This is a genomic window from Pseudomonas sp. ChxA (genome assembly GCF_030263855.1).
In the GTDB taxonomy this organism is placed as follows: Bacteria; Pseudomonadota; Gammaproteobacteria; order Pseudomonadales; family Pseudomonadaceae; genus Aquipseudomonas; species Aquipseudomonas fluorescens_CB.
Genome location: NZ_JARPMK010000002.1, coordinates 1,279,817 through 1,305,816, shown reverse-complemented (window position 1 = coordinate 1,305,816; position 26,000 = coordinate 1,279,817). Strand labels below are relative to the sequence as shown.

General features: G+C 60.6%; 24 protein-coding genes. 13 read left to right on the top strand and 11 right to left on the bottom strand.

The features are described from left to right. Positions 1–26 precede the first annotated feature (26 nt). The 3 genes from P5706_RS31780 (at position 27) to P5706_RS31770 (ending at position 3,230) form a co-directional block, all read left to right on the top strand. A complete protein-coding gene (locus P5706_RS31780) occupies positions 27–1,937 on the top strand; it encodes an ATP-binding cassette domain-containing protein (RefSeq protein WP_056860786.1) in 1,911 nt (636 codons plus the stop codon). After that, positions 1,937–2,509 (top strand): mechanosensitive ion channel family protein, encoded by a 573-nt coding sequence (locus P5706_RS31775; protein ID WP_200433094.1) that lies wholly within the window; start codon positions 1,937–1,939, stop codon positions 2,507–2,509. The genes P5706_RS31780 and P5706_RS31775 overlap by 1 nt, the downstream gene beginning before the upstream one ends. An 88-nt stretch (positions 2,510–2,597) precedes the next feature. Beyond that, positions 2,598–3,230, top strand: coding sequence for a LysE family transporter (locus P5706_RS31770; protein WP_017135232.1), 633 nt, complete (start codon positions 2,598–2,600; stop codon positions 3,228–3,230). Positions 3,231–3,278: 48 nt separating this feature from the next. Here the strand turns inward: P5706_RS31770 and P5706_RS31765 are convergent, their stop codons facing one another. The 4 genes from P5706_RS31765 to P5706_RS31750 are packed head-to-tail and all read right to left on the bottom strand — an operon-like array spanning position 3,279 to position 6,422. Beyond that, positions 3,279–4,019, bottom strand: coding sequence for a penicillin-binding protein activator LpoB (locus P5706_RS31765; RefSeq protein WP_200433093.1), 741 nt, complete (start codon positions 4,017–4,019; stop codon positions 3,279–3,281). Positions 4,020–4,022: 3 nt separating this feature from the next. Further along, on the bottom strand, positions 4,023–4,610 hold the full coding sequence (gene lpoB, locus P5706_RS31760) for a penicillin-binding protein activator LpoB (protein WP_285684387.1): 588 nt from the start codon (positions 4,608–4,610) through the stop codon (positions 4,023–4,025). A 35-nt stretch (positions 4,611–4,645) separates the two neighbouring features. Next, the gene (locus tag P5706_RS31755) at positions 4,646–5,017 is read right to left on the bottom strand and encodes a YcfL family putative periplasmic lipoprotein (protein ID WP_008439304.1); all 372 of its coding nucleotides are present in this window, start codon (positions 5,015–5,017) and stop codon (positions 4,646–4,648) included. Between the two features lie 10 nt (positions 5,018–5,027). Then, a complete protein-coding gene (locus P5706_RS31750) occupies positions 5,028–6,422 on the bottom strand; it encodes a COG3014 family protein (RefSeq protein ID WP_285684384.1) in 1,395 nt (464 codons plus the stop codon). Positions 6,423–6,690: 268 nt separating this feature from the next. On the opposite strand from P5706_RS31750, the gene P5706_RS31745 reads away from it, so the two are divergent. Both P5706_RS31745 and P5706_RS31740 read left to right on the top strand, forming a co-directional pair. Then, a complete protein-coding gene (locus P5706_RS31745) occupies positions 6,691–8,586 on the top strand; it encodes an FTR1 family protein (protein WP_200433090.1) in 1,896 nt (631 codons plus the stop codon). Positions 8,587–8,588: 2 nt separating this feature from the next. Continuing rightward, positions 8,589–9,044: a YaiI/YqxD family protein gene (locus tag P5706_RS31740; RefSeq protein WP_017135238.1), complete on the top strand. Its 456-nt coding sequence runs from the start codon at positions 8,589–8,591 to the stop codon at positions 9,042–9,044. A gap of 205 nt (positions 9,045–9,249) precedes the next feature. Here the strand turns inward: P5706_RS31740 and elbB are convergent, their stop codons facing one another. After that, positions 9,250–9,915: an isoprenoid biosynthesis glyoxalase ElbB gene (gene elbB, locus P5706_RS31735; protein ID WP_200433089.1), complete on the bottom strand. Its 666-nt coding sequence runs from the start codon at positions 9,913–9,915 to the stop codon at positions 9,250–9,252. 115 nt (positions 9,916–10,030) lie between these two features. On the opposite strand from elbB, the gene P5706_RS31730 reads away from it, so the two are divergent. Next, the gene (locus P5706_RS31730) at positions 10,031–11,266 is read left to right on the top strand and encodes a sterol desaturase family protein (protein ID WP_200433088.1); all 1,236 of its coding nucleotides are present in this window, start codon (positions 10,031–10,033) and stop codon (positions 11,264–11,266) included. Here the strand turns inward: P5706_RS31730 and P5706_RS31725 are convergent. Beyond that, positions 11,247–11,882 carry a DedA family protein gene (locus P5706_RS31725; protein ID WP_285684957.1) on the bottom strand — a complete coding sequence of 212 codons (636 nt, stop codon included), beginning with the start codon at positions 11,880–11,882 and terminating at the stop codon, positions 11,247–11,249. The two genes, P5706_RS31730 and P5706_RS31725, sit on opposite strands and share 20 nt — an antisense overlap. A 208-nt stretch (positions 11,883–12,090) precedes the next feature. Between P5706_RS31725 and hemB the strand changes: the two genes are divergently transcribed. After that, positions 12,091–13,104, top strand: a complete 1,014-nt coding sequence (gene hemB, locus P5706_RS31720; RefSeq protein WP_285684379.1) for a porphobilinogen synthase — start codon at positions 12,091–12,093, stop codon at positions 13,102–13,104. 18 nt (positions 13,105–13,122) lie between these two features. After that, complete coding sequence (gene ppk1, locus P5706_RS31715; protein WP_056860775.1) at positions 13,123–15,345, top strand: polyphosphate kinase 1; 2,223 nt, start codon at positions 13,123–13,125, stop codon at positions 15,343–15,345. Positions 15,346–15,568: 223 nt separating this feature from the next. On the opposite strand, the gene ppx is transcribed toward ppk1, so the two are convergent. Then, positions 15,569–17,071, bottom strand: coding sequence for an exopolyphosphatase (gene ppx / locus P5706_RS31710; RefSeq protein WP_017135243.1), 1,503 nt, complete (start codon positions 17,069–17,071; stop codon positions 15,569–15,571). A 478-nt stretch (positions 17,072–17,549) separates the two neighbouring features. On the opposite strand from ppx, the gene P5706_RS31705 reads away from it, so the two are divergent. The 4 genes from P5706_RS31705 (at position 17,550) to P5706_RS31690 (ending at position 22,091) form a co-directional block, all read left to right on the top strand. Next, on the top strand, positions 17,550–18,206 hold the full coding sequence (locus P5706_RS31705) for a DUF1120 domain-containing protein (protein ID WP_200433086.1): 657 nt from the start codon (positions 17,550–17,552) through the stop codon (positions 18,204–18,206). Between the two features lie 127 nt (positions 18,207–18,333). Further along, complete coding sequence (locus P5706_RS31700; protein WP_502945536.1) at positions 18,334–19,044, top strand: fimbria/pilus chaperone family protein; 711 nt, start codon at positions 18,334–18,336, stop codon at positions 19,042–19,044. Then, on the top strand, positions 19,034–21,526 hold the full coding sequence (locus tag P5706_RS31695) for a fimbria/pilus outer membrane usher protein (RefSeq protein WP_285684372.1): 2,493 nt from the start codon (positions 19,034–19,036) through the stop codon (positions 21,524–21,526). Before P5706_RS31700 ends, P5706_RS31695 begins: the two co-directional genes overlap by 11 nt. After that, on the top strand, positions 21,492–22,091 hold the full coding sequence (locus P5706_RS31690; RefSeq protein WP_285684370.1) for a DUF1120 domain-containing protein: 600 nt from the start codon (positions 21,492–21,494) through the stop codon (positions 22,089–22,091). Before P5706_RS31695 ends, P5706_RS31690 begins: the two co-directional genes overlap by 35 nt. A gap of 4 nt (positions 22,092–22,095) precedes the next feature. On the opposite strand, the gene P5706_RS31685 is transcribed toward P5706_RS31690, so the two are convergent. The 4 genes from P5706_RS31685 to P5706_RS31670 are packed head-to-tail and all read right to left on the bottom strand — an operon-like array spanning position 22,096 to position 24,935. Then, the gene (locus P5706_RS31685; protein WP_017135248.1) at positions 22,096–22,833 is read right to left on the bottom strand and encodes an amino acid ABC transporter ATP-binding protein; all 738 of its coding nucleotides are present in this window, start codon (positions 22,831–22,833) and stop codon (positions 22,096–22,098) included. Beyond that, positions 22,820–23,470 (bottom strand): amino acid ABC transporter permease, encoded by a 651-nt coding sequence (locus P5706_RS31680; RefSeq protein ID WP_138813366.1) that lies wholly within the window; start codon positions 23,468–23,470, stop codon positions 22,820–22,822. The genes P5706_RS31685 and P5706_RS31680 overlap by 14 nt, the downstream gene beginning before the upstream one ends. Beyond that, positions 23,467–24,135: an amino acid ABC transporter permease gene (locus P5706_RS31675; protein ID WP_200433083.1), complete on the bottom strand. Its 669-nt coding sequence runs from the start codon at positions 24,133–24,135 to the stop codon at positions 23,467–23,469. Before P5706_RS31675 ends, P5706_RS31680 begins: the two co-directional genes overlap by 4 nt. A 14-nt stretch (positions 24,136–24,149) precedes the next feature. Further along, positions 24,150–24,935, bottom strand: coding sequence for a transporter substrate-binding domain-containing protein (locus tag P5706_RS31670; RefSeq protein ID WP_200433082.1), 786 nt, complete (start codon positions 24,933–24,935; stop codon positions 24,150–24,152). A gap of 256 nt (positions 24,936–25,191) precedes the next feature. Between P5706_RS31670 and P5706_RS31665 the strand changes: the two genes are divergently transcribed. After that, positions 25,192–25,887 carry a FadR/GntR family transcriptional regulator gene (locus P5706_RS31665; RefSeq protein ID WP_200433081.1) on the top strand — a complete coding sequence of 232 codons (696 nt, stop codon included), beginning with the start codon at positions 25,192–25,194 and terminating at the stop codon, positions 25,885–25,887. Positions 25,888–26,000: the final 113 nt, after the last annotated feature.

The following is a 26,000-nucleotide window of genomic DNA, read 5'->3' as shown; positions in this document are numbered from 1 at the left end:
CGAAGCTGGTAGACTCCGCCGCCATTATGATCCGACTTCAAAGCCTAACATTACAGCGTGGCCCGCAACGTCTTCTTGAAGACGCCGAGCTGACCCTGCACGCCGGTCACAAAGCCGGCCTGATCGGTGCCAACGGCGCCGGCAAATCCACGTTGTTCGCCCTGTTGCTGGGTGAGCTGACCCCGGATTCCGGGGACTGCTTACTGCCGGCCGACTGGCGCATTGCCCATATGCGCCAGGAGATCGACACCCTCGACCGCATTGCGATCGACTACGTGCTCGATGGCGACCTGCGCCTGCGCCAGGTGCAACACGACCTGGCCGAGGCCGAGAAAGCCCAGGACGGCGCCGCCCAGGCCCGCCTGCACTCGGAGCTGGACAGTGCCGACGGCTACACTGCCGACGCCCGCGCCCGCAAGATGCTGGCCGGCCTTGGGTTCACCAACGAGCAGATGGATCGCCCGGTCGCCGACTTCTCCGGTGGCTGGCGCATGCGCCTGAACCTGGCCCAGGCACTCATGTGCCCGTCGGACTTGCTGCTGCTCGACGAACCGACCAACCACTTGGACCTCGATGCGATCCTGTGGCTGGAAGACTTCCTCAAGAACTATCAAGGCACCTTGCTGCTGATTTCCCACGACCGGGACTTCCTCGACGCCGTGGTCGACAACATCGCCCACGTCGAACAGAAGAAAATCACCCTCTACCGTGGCGGCTACACCGCGTTCGAACGCGCCCGCGCCGAGCGTCTGGCCCAGCAGCAACAGGCCTTTGAGAAGCAGCAGGCGCAACGTGCGCACATGGAAAGCTACATCGCCCGGTTCAAGGCCCAAGCCACCAAGGCCCGCCAGGCCCAGAGCCGGATCAAGGCGCTGGAGCGCATGGAAGAGCTGTCGGCCGCCCATGTCGATTCGCCGTTCGACTTTGTATTCCGTGAATCGGTGAAGATCTCCAGCCCGCTCCTGGACCTGTCGGACGCCCGCCTGGGGTATGGCGACAAAACCATTCTGGAGAAGGTCAAGCTGCAGCTCACACCGGGTGCGCGTATCGGCTTGCTCGGCCCTAACGGTGCGGGCAAATCGACGCTGATCAAGAACCTGTCCGGCGAGCTTGAGCCTTTGGCCGGCCGCCTGACCCGTGGCGAGAACACGGTGGTGGGCTACTTCGCCCAGCATCAGTTGGACTCTCTTGACTCCAAGGCGAGCCCGTTGCTGCACCTGCAGCGTCTGGCGCCGACCGAGCGTGAGCAAACGTTGCGCGACTTCCTCGGCGGCTTCGACTTCCGTGGCGCACGCATCGATGAGCCGGTGCTGAATTTCTCGGGCGGCGAAAAAGCCCGTCTGGCCCTGGCGCTGATTGCCTGGGACAGGCCGAACCTGCTCCTGCTCGACGAACCGACCAACCACCTGGACCTGGAGATGCGCCTGGCGTTGACCATGGCCTTGCAGGAGTTCAGCGGTGCAGTGCTGGTGGTGTCTCACGATCGCCACTTGCTCAAGAGCACCACCGACAACTTCCTGCTGGTGGCTGACGGCAAGGTCGAAGAGTTCGACGGTGACCTGGACGACTATGCGCGCTGGCTGACCGATTACCGCCTGCGCAACGCGCCGGTGAGTAATACGCCGGTCAACCCCGACAAGACCGACAAAAAGGCCCAGCGCCAGGCCGCTGCCGCCCTGCGCCAGCAGTTGGCGCCGCACAAGCGTGAAGCCGACAAGCTGGAGGCCGAATTGGGCAAGGTGCATGAGCGCCTGGCCAAAATCGAAACCAGCCTGGGCGACAGCGCCGTCTATGAGGCGGCGCGCAAGGACGAATTGCGCGACCTGCTGGCCGAACAGGCCAAGCTCAAGGTGCGCGAAGGGCAGTTGGAGGAAACCTGGATGGAAGCCCTCGAAGTGCTCGAAACCTTGCAAGCGGAGCTGGAGGCGCTGTCCTGATGGAAGCGTTGCAGTTACCGCTGCCGGCACAATGGATCGCGCCGATCTGGGTCGGCGTGCAGATCCTGCTGATCCTGCTGGCGGGTTATTTCGCCCAGCGTTTCGTGGCCAAGGGCTTGAATCGACTGGGTGAACGCTACCCGCTGCCACCGCAGTTGCTGATGCCACTGCGTGGCGGCCTGCGCTGGCTGATCATGGGCAGTGCGCTGATTTTTGTGCTGGAGCGCCTGGGCGTGTCCGCCACCGTGTTGTGGACGGCGCTGTCGGGGTTTGTCGCTGTCGCAGCCGTGGCGTTTTTTGCCATGTGGTCGGTGCTGTCCAACCTGCTGTGTGCGATTTTGATCTTCACCGTCGGGCCGTTTCGCCTCGGTGATATCGTCGAGCTGGTGGATACCGTCGACAAGCCGGGTGTAAAAGGCCGTGTGGTGGCGATTAACTTGCTCTACACCACACTGATCGAAGTGGCGGAGGCTGGCACTGACAGTGCGATGGTGCAGGTGCCCAACAGCCTGTTCTTCCAGCGCTCGGTGCGGCGTTGGCCAGGTACTCACGTGTTTCCAGGCGACCGCTAGCATCCACATCGTGTAAAAATCTATAGCCAGTCTTCGGTCGGCGGAGTTAGCTTAAGCCCTACTCGCAAACTCCCTCCTGAGGTGTGTAATGGCACTCGACACATGGCTGGCCTTTTTCCTGGCCAGTTGGATCATCTCTCTTTCCCCCGGCGCCGGTGCCATCGCTTCGATGTCCAGCGGCCTGCAATACGGTTTCCTGCGCGGCTACTGGAACGCCATTGGCCTGCAATTGGGCCTGGCGATGCAGATTGCCGTGGTGGCCGGTGGCCTGGGTGCCATTCTTGCGGCCTCTTCGACCGCGTTTTATGCGATCAAGTGGTTTGGTGTGGCGTACCTGGTGTACCTGGCCATCAAACAGTGGCGCGCCTTGCCGATGGACATGAGCGAGGATGCGACGATACGCCCGATCGGCAAGCCAATGGCGATGATGTTCCGTGGCTTCCTGGTCAACGCCAGCAACCCCAAGGCCCTGGTGTTCATGCTGGCGGTTCTGCCGCAGTTCGTGAACCCGCAGGCGCCGCTGCTGGTCCAGTACCTTATCCTGGGCGCAACCATGATCAGCGTCGATATGATCGTGATGGCGGGCTACACGGGGCTTGCGTCGAAAGTCTTGCGGCTGCTGCGTACGCCCAAGCAGCAAAAACGCATGAACCGCACGTTTGCAGGCTTGTTTGTGGGGGCGGCGGGGTTTCTCGCCAGCTTGCATCGCGCAACGGCTTGATTGACGAAACCGGATCAAAAATGTGGGAGCTGGCTTTGAGATGACGGCTCAACGAAGAATCTTCGGCGCTTCGTCCCTTGGCAGGTTATTGCGCAGTGCAGGCTTGCCTGGTTCTTCGTAGCCACCACCCAGCTGTTCCGCCAGTTGGCGCGCTACATCCTCACCCAAGGCTTTCGACACTTCCCGTACCACACGCGGCCGGTTCAGGCTCACGCGCACGTCACGGTTGTTCACCAGCTTGGTGTCCTGGCCTTCACCCATGGCGGTAAACGCCGAGGTGATCTCGAAGGTGCGGGTATTGATCAGGCTGAAATCCGCGACCAACGTCAGGCCCAGCACCGCCGAGTAGCTGTTGGTGTGGTCCAGGGCATTGATGTCCTGGGTGAAGTCGATGTCTGACAGGGTGCCGAACAGCACATAGTCCGCGCCCTTGAAATTACCGGCCTTGATGCGTTTGATCACATCATAGACGTCACCCTTGGCGTCGGCGGTGTAGGGCGTGCCCTGCACCAGCTGAAACTGATGCGACTTGAGAATCTCGCCCTTGATGTCACCGCTGAATTTACGCAGCTCGGTCTGTTCGATGTAGCTGGTGCGGCTCTCGTACTCGCTGTAGGTCGAGGCACCGCTGGCGTTGTAGGCACTGGCCTGGAAGTTGTTGCTGGCCGACACGGCGTGGATGTACTCCTCGACGCGCGTCTCATAGGCCAGGTCGGTGACTGCGATCTTCGGGGCGGCCGAGGCGCCAAAGGCGCACAGCAGGCCGATCATGCCGATCCATGCACGCATTGCTTAGCGCTCCGTGGTCTTGCGGATTTCTTTCTCGTCCATCCATTCGGCCAAGCCGCTTTCAACGTCGATCAGTTGCAGGCTGAACTTGTAGAACACGTCCTTGTAGTCCGAGCTGCGCTTGACGATGGAGCTGATGGAGCCTTCCAGGCGGTACTTGGCGGCAACCATGTTGCCGGTCTTGCTCACCGTGGATTTCTTGTACAGGCCGCTCTGGTTTTGCAGCTTCAGCTGGTCGACCTGGCTTTGCATGTCGGTGTTATCGCTGGCGAAGCGCGCGGTGCCGGTTTTCATCAGTTGGGTCTTGATCGACGTGGTGATCTCGCGGGTATCGATGTACTCGCTGGTCTTGTTCTTCACGTCATAGACCTGCACCACCGGGCGGCCTTGCAGGATGCCGGACTGGGCCAGGGAGCGGGTCATGCTCTCGGCGATCATCTGCAGGTCGGTGGAGCCGAACTCGTTGGTCACCAGTTCCACAGCCTTGGAGTCGCCGTAGCTGATGTTCTTGCCGCCGATTACCGGCGAGGTGTTGGAGCAACCGCTGGCCACAAGGGCGACGATGGCGAGAATCGAGAAGCGTGCAAACATGGGGAAATCTCTCTGAATACGGTTAGCGCAGCGGCTCAAGGGGTTTTCACTTCGAGGCGGAAGTCAGCGGCCTGGGGCAGGTTGGCGATGGCCGGCAGGAAAGTCGCCTGGTTGGCGTACAGGTTCAGCACTTTCCAGGTTTCTTCATCGCCCACCGGGAAGCCATCGGCGCCCAGCCAGGCGAAGCGGTAATACATCATCTGGTTGCTGCTGGTGATGTTGCTCAACTGCACCTTGGCGGTCAGGAAGCCATTTTCGCGGGCCACGCGAATGGCGCCGACGGCGATGCCCTTGAACTTGCCCATCACCACGATTTTACTGGCGGCGCTGCCGGGCTCCGGTGGCGGCGGGGTGGCGCAGCCGGCGAGCAGGACCAGCGCCAGGGCACCGAGGATGAAATGACGCATAACGTGCTCCTTAAGGTTGTTTGAGGGCGATAGCCTGGGCAGAGGTGCTCGGCACCACATGGGCCGCAAGGCCACCGGCGAACACCTGGTTACCGACTACGCGCAGGGTGATCACCTGATAGCGTTGGTCGGCCTTGACCGTCACCCGTGTGCCGCCCAGGGCATTGGGCAGGCTGACCTGGTGCTCGCCGTGCTTGAGGCGCAGGCGTGTCACTTGGGTCATGTCCGGCAGGGTGCGCCAGGTGCGGGTGTCGGCGCCTTCGGTCACGGCCGAGGCGATGCCCAGCACCAGGCCCGCCATGGGGTTGGTCTTGTTCAGGTTGTTCTGTGTCACGCCACGGCTGACCGCCCGCACGGTGGTGCGCAGGATGATCCCCGGCATGTCGTCACGCAGGGCCCGGCGGGACATGGCGGTGGTGCTGTTGAGCGCGGTGAGGTTCTGCTGCTTGCCGTCGACGCCGATCTGGCCGAAGGCCTGTGTGGAGGTGTCGGCCTTGATCACCGGGAACGACAGCGGGGTGATTACCAAATGGCCGTCAATCGGAATCGGCAGCGGCAGGCGGATCGAATCACGCGCTGGTGCCAGGCCACTCTGCACCACGATGAGTACATCGGTCTCGTCGGCGCCGACCTTGGACTTGTCCAGGTCCAGCAACGCCTGTTCCAGCAGCGGTGTGTTGGGGCGCAACTCGGCAGCCTTGCGATAGCCCGGCGCAGCCAGGTCCTTTTCACCCAGGGCTTCGTAGACAAAGCCTGCCAGGTAATGGCTGAACGCACTCTGGTAACTGTTCTTCAGGCCAACCACTTCCGGTGCGTCGAGTGCTTCTACCGGGTAGCCGCGCAGGTCTTTGAACTGGGTAGTGACGCCCTGGCGCTCGGCTTCGTTTTCGCGTTTCAAGTATTCCTTGTCCCGCAGGTCGGCGATCACGGCTTCGCGCTCGTGGGTCTTCTTGATCTCGGTACGGGCGCCGTCGAAATCATTCAAGGCCAGCAGGTTCAGGGCCATCTGGGTGGTCAGCATGACTTTTTCGTAGTCATAACCTTCGTAGCGACGCACCTTGTCGTTGACCAGGAAACTGCCGAATTGGGCGAGGTACTTTTCGCTGTCGAACTTGACCGATTCTTCCCACTTGAACACTTGCAGGTCGGCGCTGCGCCAGGCGGTCTGGCTGCCGGTGAGGTCGCCTTTGGCACGCAACAACTCGCCCTTTTCAAAAAAGTAGAGCAGGTTCTTGTCTTCGCCGGTGTTGTTCTTTTCCAGCAGGGTCAGGGCACCGTCGACATTGCCGGTGGCCAACTGCTGGTTGGTGGCCTGCAACTCGGTATCGTAGCTGCGAAACATTGAACAACCGGAGAGCAAGGTAACCGCCGCCAGTGTGAGTGGGGCCAAGGCGCGAAATGCCATGCAAACTTCTTCCCTGAAAGTGATCGGCTGATGTGCAAATTCCTCATTAAAACGAGGAAATAAATTCCCTTTCGAAATAACAGGGCGCGGCATTATAGGCGTCATTACTGGCAAAACAATGGCTTTTTGCTGTTGTGCGTGGCGTTGAGGTGCCATTACTTGCTTCTTAAATGCGCGGGTCTTCGATGCGCCAAATCACTAACGTCTTGAGTCAAAGCATTTAAAATTTAACAATGTGTTACTTCGTATTTCCCTTTGAGATTCATTCATGATTGCCCCCTTCCGTTTTCTCGTCTGGCTGCTGCTTCCAGCGTTGATGTCGTGCAGCTTCAACCTGCTGGCCGCGACCGCCGAGGGCGCCCCACAAGCCCTGCATCTGCTGGACTACATTGGCGCTGACTACCCGCCGACGGTGGAGGCGGGGAAGGTTATCGATGAATCCGAATACCGCGAACAAATAGAGTTTCTCGGCGTGTTGCAGAGCCTGGTGGCCGAGCTACCGCAGAGGCCGGAACGCGCCGAGTTGGTCAAGGGCGTCGACGAATTGTCAGCGGCTGTATCCGCTCACCAGGACGGCGCAGTCGTCGCCCGCCAAGCCCGCCAGTTGGGCGCCAAGTTGGCGGTGGCCTATGAAGTCAGCCAGGCGCCGGCCATTACGCCCGATCCCACGCGGGGCGCTCCGCTTTACGCCCAGCACTGCTCGGTGTGCCACGGTACAGCCGGTGCCGGCGATGGGCCTGCGTCTACGGGCATGACGCCGCCACCTGCCAACCTGCGCGACGCGACACGTCTGGACCGCCTGAGCCTCTACGCGGTCTACAACACCCTCGGCCTGGGCGTTGAAGGCACCGACATGCCGTCCTTCGCTGACCAATTGGACGACCGCCAACGTTGGGACCTGGCCACCTACATTGCAGGTTTCACCGCTGACCCGGCCGCTGCCAAAAGCGAACAACCCTTCAACCTTGCCGACCTCGCACGCCAAACCCCCAACGAGGTGCTGGCAGCCAGTGGCCCAGCCGCTGCCGCGACGTTCCGCGCCCAGCGTGCGCAGCCGCCGCAGGTCAAGCGTGGCCCGGCGCAGTTGCTCGACTACACCGCGACCACGCTGGACAAGAGCCTGGCCGCGTTCCGCAACGGCGACCATGAACAGGCCTATGACCTTTCAGTCGCAGCGTACCTGGAAGGCTTCGAGCTGGTAGAAAGCTCCCTGGATAACGTCGACGCCAATGTGCGTAAAGACACCGAGAAAGCCTTGATGGCGTACCGGCAGTCGTTGCAGGACGGACTGCCGGTCGAGCAGGTGCAACAGCGCCTGGACGTGGCCAAGGGCAAACTCACCGAATCCGCCGGATTGTTGGGCAGTGATGGCCTGAGCTGGTCGCTGAGCTACATCTCCGGTTTGCTGATCCTGCTGCGCGAAGGTCTTGAGGCGATCCTGGTACTGGCGGCGATCCTGGCGTTCCTGCGTAACACCGGCCAGCAATCGGCGGTGCGCAGTGTCAACGTCGGTTGGGGCTTGGCGCTGCTGGCCGGCTTGGCGACCTGGGCGTTGGCGGCTTATGTGATTGACGTGAGCGGCGCCCAGCGCGAATTGCTCGAAGGCTGCACGGCGCTGTTCGCCAGTGTGATGGTGCTGTGGCTGGGCGTATGGATGCATGACCGACGCCACGCGGCGGCCTGGCAGGATTACATCAAGAGCAGCCTGGTCGGCGGCGGTGGGCGTTTCGGTTTTGCGATGTTGGCGTTTTTCTCGGTCTATCGCGAGCTGTTCGAGGTGATCCTGTTCTACGAAACCCTGTGGCTGCAAGCGGGCCCTGCCGGGCACAACGCGGTACTGGCCGGCGGCGCCACGGCGCTGGTGCTGCTGGTAGGTTTGGCGTGGGTGATCCTGCGTGGCTCGGCGAAACTGCCGCTGGCGTTGTTCTTTGGCATCAATGCGGCGCTGCTGTGCGCGCTGTCGGTGGTGTTCGCCGGGCATGGCGTCAAAGCCTTGCAGGAAGCGGGCATCTTCGGCACACGGCCGGTGGCGTTCTTTGACTTCGACTGGCTGGGCATTCATGCCGATGCGTACTCATTGAGTGCGCAGGCTGTGGCGATCCTCGCAATTGTGGTGCTTTACGGCCGCAGCCGCCTGGCCGAGAAACGTCGAGTGGTGGCATAAGCATGCGTGTGTGGATTGATGCCGACGCCTGCCCGCGGGCAGCCAAGGACCAAGTGGTGAAGTTCGCCCTCAAGCGCCAGTTCGAAGTGGTGCTGGTGGCGGGCCAGAGCCAGATCAAGCCGAGCTTTGCCTGCGTGAAGCTGATTGTGGTGCCCAGCGGCCCGGACGCGGCGGACGATTATCTGGTGGAGCACGCCGTGCCCGGTGAGCTCGTGATCTGCAGCGACGTGCCGTTGGCCGACCGCCTGGTGAAGAAGGGCGTCACGGCCCTCGACCCACGCGGTAAGGAATTCAGCCCGGCGAACATGAGTGAGCGGCTGGCAGTGCGTAACCTGTTCACCGATCTGCGTGAGCAGGGCCAGATGGGCGGCGGCCCGCCGCCCCATGGGGAAAAGGACAAGCAGGCGTTTGCAAACGCACTGGATCGTATCCTCACGCGGTTAATGCGCCAGGCCTGACCTTGCAGTGAGTGGGTTTGTTGTAGCAGCTAGGCTTGTTGTTATCGGCAGGCTTGTTGTGGCGAGCAGGCTTGCCCTGCGTTGGGCTGCGCAGCAGCCCCAAATCCCACAACCTTGGACTGCCTGACACACCGCACTGCCTGAATTGGGGCGGCTTCGCCACCCAGCGCAGGGCAAGCCTGCTCGCCACCCCACTTATCGCGGGTTAATCATTCTCGTGGGTCAGTTCCAGCACGCGATCCACCAGCTTGTTGATGCCTGACGCGACTTCGCTGATGCGCTTGCCGAGCATGTAGGCCGGCGTGCTCACCAGCTTGCGGGCTTTGTCCTCGACGATATCCTCGACAGCGCACTCCTGATGAGTGGCGCCCATCTTGTCCAGGGCGGCCGCCGTGTCAGGGCAGTTGCCGATGGTGCAGGTCACGCCCGGGCCGTAGATTTTTGCGGCCAGGGCCGGTGAGATGCAGATCAACCCCACCGGCTTGCCGGCTTCGGCAAAGGCTTCAGCCAGCTCCAGCACTTGCGGGTTGACGCTGCAGCCCGCGCCTTGCACGGCAAAGTTCGAAAGATTCTTGGCTGCGCCAAACCCGCCAGGCACGATCAGTGCGTCGAATTCGTCGGCGTTGGCCTCGCGTATGTCTTTGACTTCACCACGAGCGATGCGCGCCGACTCCACCAGCACATTGCGTGACTCGGGCATCTCTTCACCGGTGAGGTGGTTGATCACGTGCAGTTGAGCAATATCTGGCGCAAAACATTGGACCTGAGCGCCGCGCTGATCCAGGCGCAGCAGCGTGATCACGCTTTCATGGATCTCTGCGCCGTCGTACACGCCGCAGCCGGAAAGGATCACTGCAATCTTTTTGCTCATGGGCATCTCTCCTATTTTGTGGCGTTAAATGTCTACTAATTTGTCACCTGTTGCCAATGGGATCTCCTGCCGCTACACCTAATCTTGATGTAACAAAAAAACATCGGACTAGCCCATGGACTTCGTGCCTTACGCGGTACCGTTTTTCATTGCCCTGATCGTGGTCGAGCTGTTGGCCGATCGTTGGCGCGGCGAACGCAATTATCGGGTGGCGGACGCCATCAACAGCCTCAGCACCGGCGTGCTGTCCACCACCACCGGGTTGTTGACCAAAGGCGTGGGCCTGCTGACCTACGCGTTTGCCCTCAAGCACCTGGCGTTGATCGAGCTGCCGGCCCAAAGCGTATGGACCTGGGTGTTTGCCTTCGTGTTCTACGACTTCTGCTACTACTGGCTGCACCGCTGCGGCCATGAGCGCAACATCTTGTGGGCCGCGCACTCGGTGCATCACCAGAGCGAGGACTACAACCTCACCACCGCCCTGCGCCAGACCAGCACTGGCTTTCTGCTGAGCTGGATCTTCTACCTGCCCCTGGCCGTGCTGGGTGTGCCGCTGGTGGTGTTTATCAGTGTGGCCTCGCTTAATCTTCTGTATCAATTCTGGGTACATACCCGCCATGTGCCCAAGCTTGGCTGGTTCGAGTGGTTCTTTGTCACGCCGTCCAATCATCGTGCGCACCATGCACAAAACGCTCTCTACATGGATCGCAACTACGGCGGGGTGTTCATTATTTGGGACCGCCTGTTCGGCAGCTTTCAGGAAGAAGACGAAAATGAACCGGTGATCTTTGGCGTGACCACGCCGCTGGCCAGTTGGAACCCGCTATGGGCCAACCTGCAGTTTTATGCACAGTTGTGGAGTGACGCGCGGCGCACTGAAAGCTGGTGGGACAAGCTGCGTATCTGGTTCATGCGCACCGGCTGGCGCCCGGCGGACGTGAAGGCCAAGTACCCGCTGGCCAAGCCCGACTTGAGCCAGTTCCGCAAATTCGAGGTGCCGCTGGACGCGCGTCAGCAGGTTTATATCGCCCTGCAATTTGCGGCGTATGTAGGGTTTGGCAGTTACCTGATGAATTTCGGCGAAGGGCTGCCCATGGCGGCGCTGGTGCTGGGCTGGAGTGCGATGGCGCTGGGGCTGTTCACCTTGGGCGTGGCCCTGGAGAACCGCCCGTGGGCGCTGAAAGCCGAGCTGGTGCGCCTGGGGCTGAATGTGCCGTTGGTGTGGCTGGCGCCGCTGGTCGGCTTGTGGCCGGCCAGCAGCCTGGGCTGGCTGGGCCTGTTGAGTTACAGCTTGCTCAGTGCGATCGGCCTCTACTGTTGCAGAAACCGGCTTACTCGACTGGCGTCTTAGGCGTTTGCTCCGTGGCCTGCTCCGCAGCCAGCCGGGCCTTGGCATCGGCACAGGCTTCGCGGGCGATACGCGCGTTCTTGAAGCGCCGGCGCAGCCACAGGCCAAAACCCAGCAATAACAACGCGCCCAGTACCCACAGCTCGTATTTCTTGACGCTGCCGAGCATGCCTTCCAGCACTGCACCGAAGTGGTAGGCCGCCGCGCCCAGGGCCGCGGCCCAGATGGCGGCGCCGATGCCGTTGAGGATCAAGTAGCGGGCTGGCGGGTAGCCCGACAGGCCAATCGCCACCGGCATCACGGTGCGCAATCCATACACAAAGCGGAAGCTCAGTACCCAGATATCCGGGTGCTTGCGGATGTGCTCCAGGGCCTTGTCGCCCATCAATTGCCAACGCGGCTTGCGCGCCAGCAGCTTGCGCCCGTGTTTGCGCCCCAGGAAATACCACAGCTGGTCGCCGGCGTAGCTGCCAAAAAAGGCAACGACCACCACCAGGTTGATATCCATGTAGCCACGGAACGCCAGGAAGCCTGCGAGAACCAAAATGGTTTCGCCTTCAAAGAAGGTGCCCAGGAAAAGCGCAAAGTAGCCGAAGTCATGCAGAAATTGTTGAAGCATGGTCTGGGGTGCTGGCGAAATGAACGCGCAGCCTACGCCTTCGTGAACATTCATGAAAGTATCGAGATGTGTCACGAAGTGAACAATTCCTACATAAACGACGAATGCGACTACAGGTCGCATCGATAAGCACAACTGTCATTCCTTCGTCATAATGGCCGCTTATAACTGCAACGCTCGCCCGTAAACGCGGGCTCAGGAGTCTGTCGTGAGCTTTACCCCTGCCAATCGCCTGTTCCCCGCCACCCGTCTGCGCCGCAATCGCCGTGATGATTTTTCGCGCCGCCTTGTACGTGAAAACGTACTGACGACGAATGATCTTATCCTGCCGGTGTTCGTGCTGGACGGCGAAAATCGTCGGGAAGCTGTGGCGTCGATGCCGGGCGTGGAGCGCTTGACCATTGATTTGCTGCTTGAAGAAGCAGCCGGTTGGGTTGAACTGGGGATTCCGGCATTGGCACTGTTCCCGGTGACACCGGCTGAGCTCAAGTCCCTCGACGCCGCCGAAGCCTGGAACCCGGAAGGCATCGCCCAGCGTGCTACCCGAGCCTTGCGTGCGCGTTTCCCGGAACTGGGCGTAATCACCGACGTGGCGCTGGACCCGTTCACCACCCACGGCCAGGATGGCATTCTCGACGAAGGCGGCTATGTTCAGAACGACATCACCGTTGATGCGCTGGTCAAGCAGGCCTTGTCCCATGCCGCTGCAGGCGCCCAGGTGGTGGCACCGTCGGACATGATGGACGGCCGCATCCAGGCGATCCGCGAAGCCCTGGAACTGGCCGGCCACGTCAACGTGCGCATCATGGCTTACTCGGCCAAGTACGCCAGCGCCTATTACGGCCCGTTCCGTGATGCAGTGGGCTCGGCGTTGAACCTGGGCAAGGCCAACAAGGCCTCGTACCAGATGGACCCGGCCAACAGCCATGAAGCCCTGCACGAAGTGGCGGCCGACCTCGCCGAAGGCGCCGATATGGTGATGGTCAAGCCCGGGATGCCGTACCTGGACATCCTTTATCGGGTCAAAGAGGAATTCAAGGTGCCGACCTTTGTCTATCAGGTCAGCGGTGAATACGCCATGCACATGGCCGCGATCCAGAATGGTTGGTTGAGTGAAGGGGTGATCCTCGAATCCCTGACTGCCTTTAAACGTGCGGGTGCTGATGGCATTCTGACCTACTTCGCCGCCCGCGCTGCCCAATTGCTTAGAGAGCAACAATAGCCCTCACAGGAACACTCGATGAATACCGAAGGACTCTCCGAAGTGGCTGTAAAAGACGCTCACCCGGTGGTTGAACAAATCGCCGAAACCCCACCGGAGCTGGAGCCGGCTGCGCCTGCTGTGGTGGCTGAAGCACCCGCGCCGGCCCCGGTAGCGGCGGTGACCAACCTGGATGACAGCAGCCTGTACATCCACCGTGAGCTGTCACAACTGCAATTCAACATCCGCGTGCTGGAGCAGGCGCTGGATGAGTCCTACCCACTGCTGGAGCGGCTGAAATTCCTGCTGATCTTCTCCAGCAACCTGGACGAGTTCTTCGAGATCCGCGTTGCCGGCCTCAAAAAGCAAATCACCTTTGCCCGCGAACAAGCCGGTGCCGACGGCCTGCAGCCGCATCAGGCCCTGGCACGCATCAGCGAGCTGGTGCACGGCCATGTGGACCGCCAATACGCGATCCTCAACGACATCCTGTTGCCGGAACTGGAAAAACATCAGGTCCGCTTCATCCGTCGCCGCCACTGGACCACCAAGATCAAGACCTGGGTGCGCCGTTACTTCCGTGACGAGATTTCACCGATCATCACCCCGATCGGCCTCGACCCGACGCACCCGTTCCCTTTGCTGGTGAACAAGAGCCTCAACTTTATCGTCGAGCTGGAAGGCATCGACGCCTTCGGTCGTGATTCGGGTCTGGCGATCATTCCGGCCCCGCGTCTGTTGCCACGGATCATCAAGGTACCGGAAGAAGTGGGGGGCGCTGGCGATAACTATGTATTCCTCTCGTCGATGATCCACGCGCATGCCGATGACCTGTTCCAGGGCATGAAGGTCAAGGGCTGCTACCAGTTCCGCCTGACCCGTAACGCCGACCTGGCGCTGGACTCCGAAGACGTCGAAGACTTGGCCCGCGCCTTGCGCGGCGAGCTGTTCTCGCGGCGTTACGGCGACGCAGTGCGCCTGGAAGTGGCCGACACCTGCCCCAAACACCTGTCGGACTACTTGCTCAAGCAGTTCAACCTGGCCGAGTCCGAGCTGTACCAGGTCAATGGCCCGGTGAACCTGACGCGTCTGTTCAGCATCACCGGTCTGGACAGCCACCCGGAACTGCAATACACGCCGTTCACGCCGCAGATTCCGAAATTGCTGCAAAACAGCGAGAATATTTTCAGCGTGGTGAGCAAGCAGGACATTCTGCTGCTGCACCCTTTCGAGTCGTTCACGCCAGTGGTCGACCTGCTGCGCCAGGCCGCCAAAGACCCGCATGTGTTGGCTGTGCGCCAGACCTTGTATCGCTCCGGCGCCAACTCGGAAATCGTCGATGCGTTGGTCGACGCCGCGCGTAACGGCAAGGAAGTCACGGCGGTGATCGAGCTGCGTGCGCGGTTTGACGAAGAGTCGAACCTGCAACTGGCCAGCCGCCTGCAAGCGGCCGGTGCGGTGGTGATCTACGGCGTGGTCGGCTTCAAGACCCACGCCAAGATGATGCTGATCCTGCGTCGCGAAGCCGGTGAAATCGTGCGTTACGCCCACTTGGGCACCGGTAACTACCATGCCGGCAACGCCAAGCTCTACACCGACTACAGCTTGCTCACTTCTGACGACGCCTTGTGTGAAGACGTCGGCAAGTTGTTCAGCCAGTTGATCGGCATGGGCAAGACCTTGCGCATGAAGAAGCTGCTGCACGCGCCGTTCACGCTCAAGAAGGGCATGCTCGACATGATTGCCCGCGAAACCCAGTTCGCCCTCGACGGCAAGCCGGCGCACATCATCGCCAAGTTCAACTCGCTGACCGATCCGAAGATCATCCGCGCGTTGTACAAGGCCAGCCAGTCCGGGGTGCGCATCGACTTGGTGGTGCGTGGCATGTGCTGCCTGCGCCCGGGCATTGTGGGTGTGTCACATAACATCCATGTGCGCTCGATCATCGGCCGCTTCCTGGAGCACACGCGGGTGTTCTACTTCCTCAACGGCGGCGAAGAGCAGATGTTCCTCTCCAGTGCCGACTGGATGGAACGCAACCTCGACAAGCGTGTGGAGACCTGCTTCCCAGTGGAAGGCAAGAAGCTGATCATGCGGGTCAAGAAGGAGCTGGAAAGCTACCTCACCGACAACACCCACAGCTGGAGCCTGCAATCGGACGGGCGCTACGTGCGCAACACGCCGACCGGCAACCAGAACCCGCGCAGTGCGCAGGCGACGTTGCTGGAGAAGTTGGGCAGCCCGATTTTGTCGGTGAACTAAAACCCGACATGCTCTAAAAATGTGGGAGTGGCCTGTGTGGCGAGCGGGCTTGCCCCGCGTTGGGCTGCGAAGCGGCCCTAAAACCAAACGCCGCATTCTGTCAGACAGAATGCGGCGTTTTTATTGGGGCCGCTTCGCAGCCCAACGCGGGGCAAGCCCGCTCGCCACAACAAGCTAGCTCGCCACAGCAAGCCTGCCCCCACAGGTGTTTTTGCAGTGTTCTTTAGCGCAGGTTCAGCGCGAACCCAACCCGCGTCAACCACTCCGCTTCCTGGGCAAAGTCCGCCTGGGTCAGCTGGTTTTCATCCAGCCAGCCTTTGGGGAACACCACGTCCAGGCTGTCGCCATGGGCGCGCAGGGTGACTTGAGGCATTTCCTGGGTGCCACGGATGTGGTGGAACAGGATCGCAAAGCGCAGCAATACGCACAGGCGGATCAGCTTGATGCCTTCGTCGCCGAATTCGGCAAACTTGTCCTTGGGAATGTTGCGGCGATGGCCACGCACCAGTAGGGCGAGCATCTGTTGGTCTTCGCGGGAGAAACCGGCGAGGTCCGAGTGCTCGATCAGGTAGGCGCCGTGCTTGTGGTAATGGTAGTGGGCGATGTCCAGGCCCACTTCATGCACCTTGGCCGCCCAGCCCAGCAGCTCGCGCCAGACGCCGTCTTCCAGGTCCCAGTCCTCGGCCACCTGGTCAAAGGCGTGCAGGGCTTTGCGTTCCACACGGGCCGCTTGTTCCAGGTCGACGTGATAACGCTCCATCAACGAGGTGAGGGTGCGCTCACGCACGTCTTCGTGGTGATGGCGGCCCAGCAGGTCATACAGCACGCCTTCGCGCAGGGCGCCGTCGCAGTGGTCCATGCGTTGCAGCTCGAGGGCGTCAAAAATCGCTTCAAGAATCGCAAGGCCGGCCGGGAAGATGGTGCGACGGTCGGGCTTGATGCCGTCGAAGTCGATTTTCTCGGCATCGCCCAGCTTGAACAGTTTGCGCTTGAGCCAGGCCAGGCCTTCGGCGTTAACTTCACCGGTGCCATGGCCGCCGGCTTTCAGGGCCAGGCCGATGGCGCGGATGGTGCCGGAGGAGCCGATGGCTTCATCCCAGGTCAGGCGGTGCAGTGCGTGCTCGATGCTCATGATCTCCAGCCGCGCCGCCGTGTAGGCCTGGGCGTAGCGGGCCGGGGTGATCTTGCCGTCCTTGAAGTAGCGCTGGGTAAAGCTCACGCAGCCCATTTGCAGGCTCTCGCGCAGCAGCGGCTCGAACCTTTGCCCGATGATGAACTCGGTGCTGCCGCCGCCGATATCCGCCACCAGGCGCTTGCCGGGCGTGTCGGCCAGGGTGTGGGACACGCCGAGGTAGATCAGGCGCGCTTCTTCGCGGCCGGAGATCACTTCTACCGGGTGCCCGAGAATTTCTTCGGCGCGGCGGATGAATTCGACACGGTTACGCGCCTCACGCAGGGCGTTGGTGCCGACAATTCGCACGGCGCCCAATGGCATGCCGTTGATCAGTTGGGCAAAACGTTTGAGGCAGTCGAGGCCACGCTGCATTGATTCTTCATTGAGCTGGCGCTGGTCGTCGATGCCGGCAGCCAGTTGAACCTTCTCGCCGAGCCGCTCAAGGATGCGGATTTCGCCGTTCTGGGCCTTGGCCACGACCATGTGAAAGCTGTTGGAGCCCAGGTCGATGGCGGCGATCAGGGACAGATTCTTGGCTTGGGATTGCGGCATGGTTTGGGGGTCTCGGTCGATAACCCGACCATCGTGCCACGATCGACCGCTGGCGCCAACGCGTTGTGCTTCGGGAATCTTCCTGTCGGTGCAGGAGGCAATGCCTATTTGGGATGTAGGGCGATTCTCCTTTGCTCTGGCGAATAAACTTTAGTCTAGGGAAGATATGTTGAATTCATGCTTATAAAAAGCCTCTCGGGACTTTCCTTACAGAGGTTCGTAATTGTTCTGTTCAAATTCTTAGTTATGATTACTTATGCAGTAGAAAACGGTGACGACGTTTTTATTGCATTCAGACAACACTTGGCGTGCTCTCCTATTCTTTTTCAGGTCGCTAACAAGCGAGACTGCCCGTCGGCAATGATGCCGTGGTGTTATTTGTTTGTGGCCTTTTATGTCAAGGAATGTCGTGTTTGAGAAGCGGAGCTTTTCAGCCTTTAATAAGTAATACCTGTTAACTTCTAATGACGGGTAAAACATGAAAAAAGTATTTGGTTTGGCCGTGGGAATTGCGTGCCTGGTCGCCAGTGTAGGCGCCTCTGCAACAACCAACCCGAGCGGCAACCTGATCGTCAAGGGCACCATCACCCCGGCGGCCTGCAATATCAGCGTGACCGCCGGCGGTGTTATTGACTATGGCACGATTCGCGCTGCCGAATTGTCCCAGACAAATTTCAACCCACGTGAGGAGCGCTCGACCGCGCTGGTCGTCAATTGTGGTCAAACGCCGGCCAGGTTTGGCCTGACCGTGACTGACTTGCGGGCCGCCAGTAAAGTCGCTGGCATATTGGGCGCAGGCTATACCGAGGCCCAGAACTATGGCTTGGGTGCGCCTGGCGGCAGGCGCACCGGCGGCTATTCGGTCACCCTCAGGAACCTGACGTCCAGCGGTGTGGCGCTTTCGCCGATCGTACGCTCGAGCACCTCGGCCGCCTGGCAAGCCAGCGATGGCAAGGTGACACAGGCACCCAGCCAGCACTCCTGGCGTAACGGCGCAACCTATGCGCCAGCGGCGATCTCCCAGCTCTCCGGTGTTATTGCCGTCAAAGCTGTGATCAATCGCGCGAGTGACCTGAACCTCACCGGTAATGTGGTACTGGATGGTCACGCGACGCTGGTTCTGAATTACATCTAAACGTTTGAGTAACAGTCGATAGCGAGGCGGAGGCAGTCAGGGGGCCTCTTATTAGTTATCGACTGTTTTCATTTGGCTGTGCAATGACAAGTGTTCATTTGTTTGTAAAGGTTCCAGGGAGAACTCGGTGAGCGGTCTTTCAAAAATAATTTTTTTCATATCGTATTCTATGGCTTTGCTGCTGTATGGCGTAGCCCACGCCGACGGTATGTTGCCTGAAACAACGGTTGTCATTCTGTATGAAGAGAATGGCGAAGCCACGATTAACATCAAGAATACCGACCCGACCCCCGCGTTACTTCACTCCGTCATAGAAAATGTGCCCGAGGATCTTGAAACCCTGTTGATTGTCACGCCGCCCATTGCTCGCGTGGAGCCAGGGGAAACGCAACTGGTGCGGTTTATCAGCACGCTGAAGACGCCGCTCAAGACTCAGCGTTTGAAGCGCGTTTCCTTTGAGGGGATTCCCCAGGCGCGTGAGCCCGGTGGTGCGACCATTGGTATCACCCTGCGTCAGAACTTGCCGCTGATCCTGCACCCGGCAGGTTTGCCCCGGCACCAGGCACCTTGGGAACTGCTCAAGTGGAAGCGCCTGGGGGATCGCTTGAGCGTGCATAACGACAGTGCCTATGTGGTGCGCATGGGATTGGAAGTGCAGCTTAATCCGCTGAAAAAAACCGGCTTGTTGCCCCGCACTTATATCTTGCCGGGTGAGGTGTTGACGCTCACTACCGAAGGGCCTGTGGCCGAAGTGTCCTCGGTGGTGCTGCAGCCGGCCACGACCTTTGGGTTTGCTGTCGATGACTACCAGGCAAATGTGCTGGGTCATGAGAGTTAAGCGTTCGATGAATGGCGTGACGGGCCGCCGCCCTGTGCTTTTCATGGGTCTGGCATTCTTGTGGGGTGCCCCCGGTTTTGCTTTGGCAGACGAGTTGGGCGAGGGCTTTGATCTGACGCTCTTGGCCAGTTATGGCATCGACCCGAAGGTCTCCGACTACTTTCGCAGTGCGGCGCGGTTTCGTGAGGGTATGCAAGTAGTGGGGCTGCGGGTCAACGGGAATTCCCTGGGGCTGGTCGAGGCTCGTTTCGATTATCAGGGGCAGTTGTGTTTTACCCAGGGTTTGCTGGAAAAAGCTGGCCTTAAAGTGCCCTCGGCGATCGTGCAATCGGGCATCTCGGCCGATCAGGCCTGTCACGATTTCATCGGTGAGTTCCCCGCGACCATCGTCAGGTTGCAGCCGGGCAGCGAAGAAGTGGTGCTGGTTGTGCCTACCCAATCCTTGCGTGATCCTGAATGGGAAGTGGGAAGTTTTTCCGAGGGCGGCGCGGCGGCGTTGTTCAACTACGATGTGCTCGGGTTTCAGACCCAGTCGGGCAGTGGTCCCAGCCGGTTCGTCTCGGCTTATACCGAGGCGGGATTCAACCTGGGTAATTGGGTGGTTCGCAGCCGGCAGTTCTATATCTCTGATAACGGCAAAAGCAGCAGCGAGCATGTGCAGGCCTACGCCCAGCGTGATATCGCGGCGTTGCAGTCAACTTTCCAGGTGGGCCAGATCTCTACCCGAAGCCCGGTGTTCGGTGGGATTCAGCTATCGGGGTTACAGCTGTTTCCTGATGGTGTCTCCCGCGCCGGCGCCAATCATGGTGTGGTGGTGGAGGGTTTGGCCCACAGCCAGGCGCGTGTGGAGGTGCGCCAGTCCGGCGCGCTGATTCATACCACATTAGTACCCGAGGGGCCGTTCAGCCTGACAGGTTTGCCTTTGCTCAATGGCACCAGTGACCTGGAAGTCAGCGTTATCGGCACGCGGGGCGGCACACGCAGTTTCGTGGTGCCGGCGGCTTCCTTTGGTACGGCTATTGCCGTAACCCCAGGCTTTGACTTCGCCCTTGGCAAGGTACGCGAACAACTGAGCGGGGGCAGGGAGGCGCCAACTGTCGTCATGGGCAGCGGCACCTGGGGGCTTGGCCGGCAGTCCTCCCTGGGGTTCGGTTTATTGAGTACAGATAGGTACCAGTCGGCCGGCGGCACTTTGAGCAGTGTGTTTTTCCAGCGGGTTACCGTCAGTGCCCGGCAAAACATCTCGCGCGATGGTGAGGCGGGTGTGAACGGCAGCCGCAGTGCCGTATCCCTGAGCAGCCCGTTGGTGGCGGGTGTTGAGATGAGCCTCAGTGCGACGACCCAAAGCCAAGGCTATCGCGATGTCCTTGAAGCGGGCCGGCGCTTGGCAAAAGACGATCTGCAAACGCGTTTCCAGAATCAATACACGGCGGGGCTCAGTTGGTCTGAGCCGACCCTGGGGGCCTTTTCGCTCAGCTACACGCGCAGTACGCAGTTTGATGGCCAGCTTGCCGAGCATGTATTTGCCTCGTGGAACAAGGGTTTCAGACAGGTGGATATAGCGTTGATCGCCGACTCGCAGGTGGGCGTCTCGCGGCGGCGCAAGGTCGCAAGCCGTGAACGTGGTACGCGTGAAGAGTTATCGCCAGAAGGGCTGTCCTTGCGCCTGCAGGTCACGGTGCCCTTTGGTGAGAATCGCCGCCTGACGTCCTACGCCAATCGCCGCAATGGCCGCGCCGATATGGGCACGGCGTTGTCCGAGCGGGTCAATGAATATGTGAACTACGAAGTGGGGGTTGAGCGGGACCTGCAGGAGCGCCAGCAAGCGGTGCGCGCGAATGTGGACGTGTTGCCGCGCTATACCCGTGTGGGCCTGGGCGTGAACCGCACGCCCACGAGCACCAGCTACAGCGGGCAACTGCAGGGTGCCGTGGTGGCTCACGAGCGCGGCCTGACCTTTTCCCCCTACGCAGTGCAGGACACCTTTGGTGTGCTTTCGGTGGGCGAAGTGTCAGCGGCCAAGGTGTCGACCCCACAAGGCCCGGTATGGACCGATTACCGTGGGCATGCGGTGATTCCCGGCTTGCCGGCCTATACCACCAGCCACCTTGAGGTGCAGACCCAGTCCTTGCCCAAGCGGGTCGATCTCAAGAACGGCACCAAAATCCTCGCCGTCGGGCGCGGATCATTCAATACCGTGGATTTCCAGGTGGTGAATGTGCGTCGGGTATTGCTTGAGGTGCGCGATGAGCAAGGTGCACCTCTGCCCCAGGGTTCTGCCGTGTTTGGTCCGGACAACACCTACCTGACCAATGTGGTGGGTGAGGGCCTGATCTTTTTGAACAACATGGATGACGGGCAAATCCTCAGCGTTTCGCCGCCGGGCTCTACCCGCGCGTGCCTGCTGCATCTGACCCTTGAGTCGCAATCCCTAGAGGACAAGCTCTATGAAACGGCTTCGGCGGTCTGTCGTGCACAATGAATCAGTGCAACACACCCTGCGTCGACTGTGCCTGGGCGTTAGCTTGTTGTTGTTCATGCTCGCGATAGCGGCCCCGGATGCTTCGGCGAATGACTGCCGCCTTTCCCTCAGCCAGCCGAGGGTCGATTACGGCGTGCTTAGACGCACGGAACTGCTGGACGAGGGAATCAGAAACCAGCCCATCATTTTGGGCCGGCGAACGCTGCAATTGAGCGTCGTGTGCGCCCAGCCCGGGGCTGTAGCCATGCGCTTTACGGGCGTTCCTGCAGGGACGCAGGGCTTTCGATTCGGCCGCCAGGGTAGCTTCACCCTGGCCCTCAGGCATGCCCAGGTCGATGGTCGCGCCGTCGAACTTAACTCGGCGCAATCAACAGACATGTCTACTTCGGGGCTTTTATTGCCCGGCCACGTATTGATCGCCAAAGCCAGTGGTCTGCCGCTGACCGGCACACGCTTTTCAGCGCTGGTAGAGATCGACACTTACCTGCCACCCGATGCCTTTTCAGTGCGACACGAGACCGTCTTTGAAGGCCAGGGGCACTTTGAGTGGTTGCCCGGCGGCTAATCGATCAACCCGGCTGCTCCACCGAACCGATGAAATTAGCGAACTCCGGCGTCTTTGGGTTAGCGAACAAGGTTTTGGGATCGCCCACTTCATGCACCTTGCCCTGGTGCATGAACACCAGCTTGTCCCCGACTTCCCGGGCAAAGCGCATTTCGTGGGTCACCATGATCAGGGTCATGCCGTCTTTGGCCAGTTGGCGCACCACGCTGAGCACTTCATTGACCAACTCCGGGTCCAGCGCCGAGGTGATTTCATCGCACAGCAGCACCTTGGGTGACATGGCCAGCGCGCGGGCAATGGCTACCCGTTGTTGCTGGCCACCGGACAGGCGATCAGGGAAGGCGTCGAACTTTTCCCCCAGCCCGACCCGTTCCAGCATCTGCCGGGCAAGCTGGGCGGCCTTCGCCTTGGGCACTTTCTGCACCACTTGTGGCGCGAGCATGACGTTCTCGCCCACGGTCAGGTGTGGGAACAGGTTGAACTGCTGGAACACCATGCCGACTTTCTGCCGCAAGCTGCGCAGGTCAGCGCGAGCGGCGTCGAGGTATTCGCCATCGACTTCAATCACGCCGTCGTTGATCGACTCCAGGCCGTTGAGAGTGCGCAGCAAGGTGGACTTGCCCGAGCCGCTGCGGCCGATGATCGCCACCACCTGACCTTCTTCAACGGTCAGGTCGATGCCTTTGAGTACATGGTGATCGCCGTAATACTTATGCAGGGCGGAAATTCTAAGCAGAGGCATGCAGTCTCCTTTCCAGGTAGCGCGCACTGAGGGACAAGGGGTAGCAGAGCAGGAAGTAACCGAGCGCCACCAGGCCGTAGACCATAAAGGGCTCGAAAGTAGCGTTGGCGAGCATGCCGCCGGTTTTGGTCAGTTCGGTAAAGCCGATGATCGAGGTCACGGCGGTGCCTTTGACCACCTGCACCGAGAAGCCCACGGTGGGCGCCACGGCAATGCGCAGGGCTTGCGGCAGGATCACGTAGCGCAGTTGTTCAAGCGGGTTAAGCGCCAGGCTGGCCGAGGCTTCCCATTGCCCGTGGGCAATCGACTCGACGCAGCCGCGCCAGATCTCGGCCAGGTAAGCACTGGTAAACAGGGTCAAGGCAATCGCCGCCGCCAGCCAGGGCGAGATATCCACACCCAGCAGCGCGATGCCGAAAAACACCAGGAACAGCTGCATCAACAGCGGCGTGCCCTGGAACAACTCGATGTAGGTGCGCGCGACATTGCGCGGGAAGGCTTTGCGGCTGATGCGCATCGTCATCACCAGCAAACCGATAACGCCGCCGCCGACAAACGCCACCAGCGACAGCAGTAAGGTCCATTGCAAGCCGGTGGCGAGGTTGCGCACGATGTCCCAGAAAGAGAAATCACTCATCGGCTGTTCCTCATCACGAACCTGCGGCCTATCCAGTTGAGCAACTGGCGAATCATCAAGGCCATGCACAGGTACACCAGCGTGGTCAGTGCGTAGGTTTCAAACGCGCGGAAGTTGCGTGACTGGATAAAGTTGGCGGCAAAGCTCAGTTCTTCGGTGGCGATCTGCGAGCACACCGCCGAGCCGAGCATCACGATGATGATCTGGCTGCTCAGGGCCGGCCACACCTTGCCGAGTGCCGGCAGCAGCACCACATGGCGGAACGCCTCGAAACGCGTCATCGCCAATGCCGCAGCGGCCTCCAGTTGGCCGCTTGGGACTGCCTGGATGCCTGCACGGATGATCTCGGTGGAGTACGCCCCCAGGTTAATCACCATCGCCAATACGGCAGCTTGCCACTCGGTGATTTTCAACCCCAGGGACGGCAGGCCGAAGAAGATGAAGAACAACTGCACCAGAAACGGCGTGTTGCGGATCAACTCGACATACACCCCGAAGATCCAGGAAAACGGCTGGATCTTCCAGGCCCGCACCACAGCGCCGACGGTGCCCAAGGCCACCCCGAGGATCGCGCCGATAGCTGTCAGCTCAAGGGTGAACAGCGCGCCGCGCAACAGCAGGTCGGTATTGGCCAGCACCGGCACAAAGTCAAATTGATACGCCATGAATCAGCTCCGCCTCACAGATCGGCAGGCAGCGGCTCTTTAAGCCACTGCATCGCGTTCTTTTCCAGGCTGCCATCGGCCTTGGCCGCGACCAGGATCTGGTTGACCTTCTCCAGCAGGGCCGGCTCGTTTTTGTTCACGCCCACGTACACCGGCGAATCCTTGAGTTTCACTTTCAGCTCCAGCCCGCGTTTGTTGCTGCGCTCACTGATGGCCACCATCACCACGTTGCCGCTGGCGATCAGGTCGACCTGGCCGGCCAGGTAGGCGGCGATGGTTGAGTTGTTGTCTTCGAAGCGCTTGATCGTGGCTTCCTTGGGCGCGACGGCGGTCAGCTCGATGTCTTCAATGGCGCCGCGCGTCACGCTGATGGTCTTGCCCTTGAGGTCATCGGTGGTGTGGATGGCCGCATCAGGTGGGCCGAACACGGCCAGGTAGAACGGCGCGTAGGCTTTGGAGAAGTCGATGACCTTTTCGCGCTCGGCGTTCTTGCCCAGGCTGGAAATCACCAGGTCGACCTTGCCGGTAGTGAGGAAAGGAATACGGTTGGTGCTGTTGACCGGGGTCAGTTCCAGCTTGACCTTGAGCTGGTCGGCCAGCAGCTTGGCGGTGTCGATGTCCAGGCCGCGGGGTTTCATGTCCGGGCCAACCGAGCCGAACGGCGGGAAGTCCTGGGGCACGGCAACCTTGAGGGTGCCACGGGCGACGATATCGTCCAGACCGTTGGCATGGGCGGGTGCCTGGCTCAGCATCAGGCTGGCAAACAGGGCAGTGAGCAGGGCGCTGAAGCGCTTGGTCATGGCAACTCTCCGGGAAAGGGCGCGGGAATGTTCTGTTTCGAGCTATTGCACGGCCCATGCCATCACGGCACCAATGGCTTGGAACGCTGGGATTTGTTGAGTTCTGGTGGTCTTACTGGTCTGAACAGTGCGCAGGTTTTTCGCACCTTTTTCGAGCGCTGACAAAACCTCGCGAGCCCCTTTGGGGCGTGGCTTGCCGCCGGCTGCGAATAGCTTTACAACTAGCCGCTCCGTTGACTGCAACCTTGAGTTTTTTATGAATTCCATCGCCCAAGCCGTACCGGAAGCGGCCCTGCAGGCCATCCGCAAACTGATCAAGGAACAGGGCTTTGCAGCGGGTGACGCGTTGCCGTCCCAGCGCGACTTGGCGGTGCAACTGGGCGTGAGCCGGGCGTCGTTGCGCGAGGCGTTGTCGTCGTTAAGTGCCTTGGGCGTGGTGAGTGTGCAGCCGGGTAAAGGTGTGTTTGTGCAAGAGGTGCAAGAGGCGCCGGGGTTTGCCTGGCCCTTCGCCGCGCAGGCTACGCCCTTGGATATCTTCCAGTTGCGCTATGCCCTGGAAGGGTTCGCCGCGGGGTTGGCGGCGGTGACGTTGAGCCTCGATGAGCTGGACAGCCTGCAGGACAATGTCGAGGCCATGCGCAAAGTGCTCAAGGCCGGCGACTTCGAAGCCGCTGCCCGACTGGACTTCGAGTTCCATCAACGGATCTTGCTGGCCAGCGGTAACCAGGCGATGGTGAGCATCCTGAGTGCCAGTGCCGAGGTGTTCCTGGAGAGCCAGAAGCTACCGTTCATCCGGCCGGAACGGGCCATGGAGACCTGGCAAGAGCACCGCAAGATCCTGCGTGCCCTGGCCCGGCGCGCCAGTGCGGCGGCGCAGAAAACCATGCAGGAGCACGTGCGCAATGCGGCATTGCGCACCGGCATCGCCTTCGTGACGCCCGTGACGCCGTGAGTGAGCTATACCCAAACTCATGCGATGCCATAGCAAGACTCAATCAGAGGCGGCTTCCTGAACGGGGGAAGGGCGGCTATGATGGGCCACGTTTTTTTTGCTTACAATCCGGA

Excerpts from the sequence above, each read along its gene's own strand:
- P5706_RS31680 (WP_138813366.1), bottom strand. The coding sequence starts at position 23,470 with ATGAGTGATTTCTCTTTCTGGGACATCGTGCGCAACCTCGCCACCGGC.
- P5706_RS31770 (WP_017135232.1), top strand. The coding sequence starts at position 2,598 with ATGGCACTCGACACATGGCTGGCCTTTTTCCTGGCCAGTTGGATCATC.
- P5706_RS31775 (WP_200433094.1), top strand. The coding sequence starts at position 1,937 with ATGGAAGCGTTGCAGTTACCGCTGCCGGCACAATGGATCGCGCCGATC.
- lpoB (WP_285684387.1), bottom strand. The coding sequence starts at position 4,610 with ATGTTTGCACGCTTCTCGATTCTCGCCATCGTCGCCCTTGTGGCCAGC.
- ppx (WP_017135243.1), bottom strand. The coding sequence starts at position 17,071 with ATGCCGCAATCCCAAGCCAAGAATCTGTCCCTGATCGCCGCCATCGAC.
- P5706_RS31665 (WP_200433081.1), top strand. The coding sequence starts at position 25,192 with ATGAATTCCATCGCCCAAGCCGTACCGGAAGCGGCCCTGCAGGCCATC.
- P5706_RS31670 (WP_200433082.1), bottom strand. The coding sequence starts at position 24,935 with ATGACCAAGCGCTTCAGCGCCCTGCTCACTGCCCTGTTTGCCAGCCTG.
- P5706_RS31765 (WP_200433093.1), bottom strand. The coding sequence starts at position 4,019 with ATGCGTGCATGGATCGGCATGATCGGCCTGCTGTGCGCCTTTGGCGCC.
- P5706_RS31740 (WP_017135238.1), top strand. The coding sequence starts at position 8,589 with ATGCGTGTGTGGATTGATGCCGACGCCTGCCCGCGGGCAGCCAAGGAC.
- P5706_RS31705 (WP_200433086.1), top strand. The coding sequence starts at position 17,550 with ATGAAAAAAGTATTTGGTTTGGCCGTGGGAATTGCGTGCCTGGTCGCC.
- P5706_RS31755 (WP_008439304.1), bottom strand. The coding sequence starts at position 5,017 with ATGCGTCATTTCATCCTCGGTGCCCTGGCGCTGGTCCTGCTCGCCGGC.
- P5706_RS31725 (WP_285684957.1), bottom strand. The coding sequence starts at position 11,882 with ATGCTTCAACAATTTCTGCATGACTTCGGCTACTTTGCGCTTTTCCTG.
- P5706_RS31745 (WP_200433090.1), top strand. The coding sequence starts at position 6,691 with ATGATTGCCCCCTTCCGTTTTCTCGTCTGGCTGCTGCTTCCAGCGTTG.
- P5706_RS31675 (WP_200433083.1), bottom strand. The coding sequence starts at position 24,135 with ATGGCGTATCAATTTGACTTTGTGCCGGTGCTGGCCAATACCGACCTG.
- P5706_RS31685 (WP_017135248.1), bottom strand. The coding sequence starts at position 22,833 with ATGCCTCTGCTTAGAATTTCCGCCCTGCATAAGTATTACGGCGATCAC.
- P5706_RS31695 (WP_285684372.1), top strand. The coding sequence starts at position 19,034 with ATGAGAGTTAAGCGTTCGATGAATGGCGTGACGGGCCGCCGCCCTGTG.
- P5706_RS31690 (WP_285684370.1), top strand. The coding sequence starts at position 21,492 with ATGAAACGGCTTCGGCGGTCTGTCGTGCACAATGAATCAGTGCAACAC.
- elbB (WP_200433089.1), bottom strand. The coding sequence starts at position 9,915 with ATGAGCAAAAAGATTGCAGTGATCCTTTCCGGCTGCGGCGTGTACGAC.
- P5706_RS31750 (WP_285684384.1), bottom strand. The coding sequence starts at position 6,422 with ATGGCATTTCGCGCCTTGGCCCCACTCACACTGGCGGCGGTTACCTTG.
- ppk1 (WP_056860775.1), top strand. The coding sequence starts at position 13,123 with ATGAATACCGAAGGACTCTCCGAAGTGGCTGTAAAAGACGCTCACCCG.
- P5706_RS31780 (WP_056860786.1), top strand. The coding sequence starts at position 27 with ATGATCCGACTTCAAAGCCTAACATTACAGCGTGGCCCGCAACGTCTT.
- P5706_RS31730 (WP_200433088.1), top strand. The coding sequence starts at position 10,031 with ATGGACTTCGTGCCTTACGCGGTACCGTTTTTCATTGCCCTGATCGTG.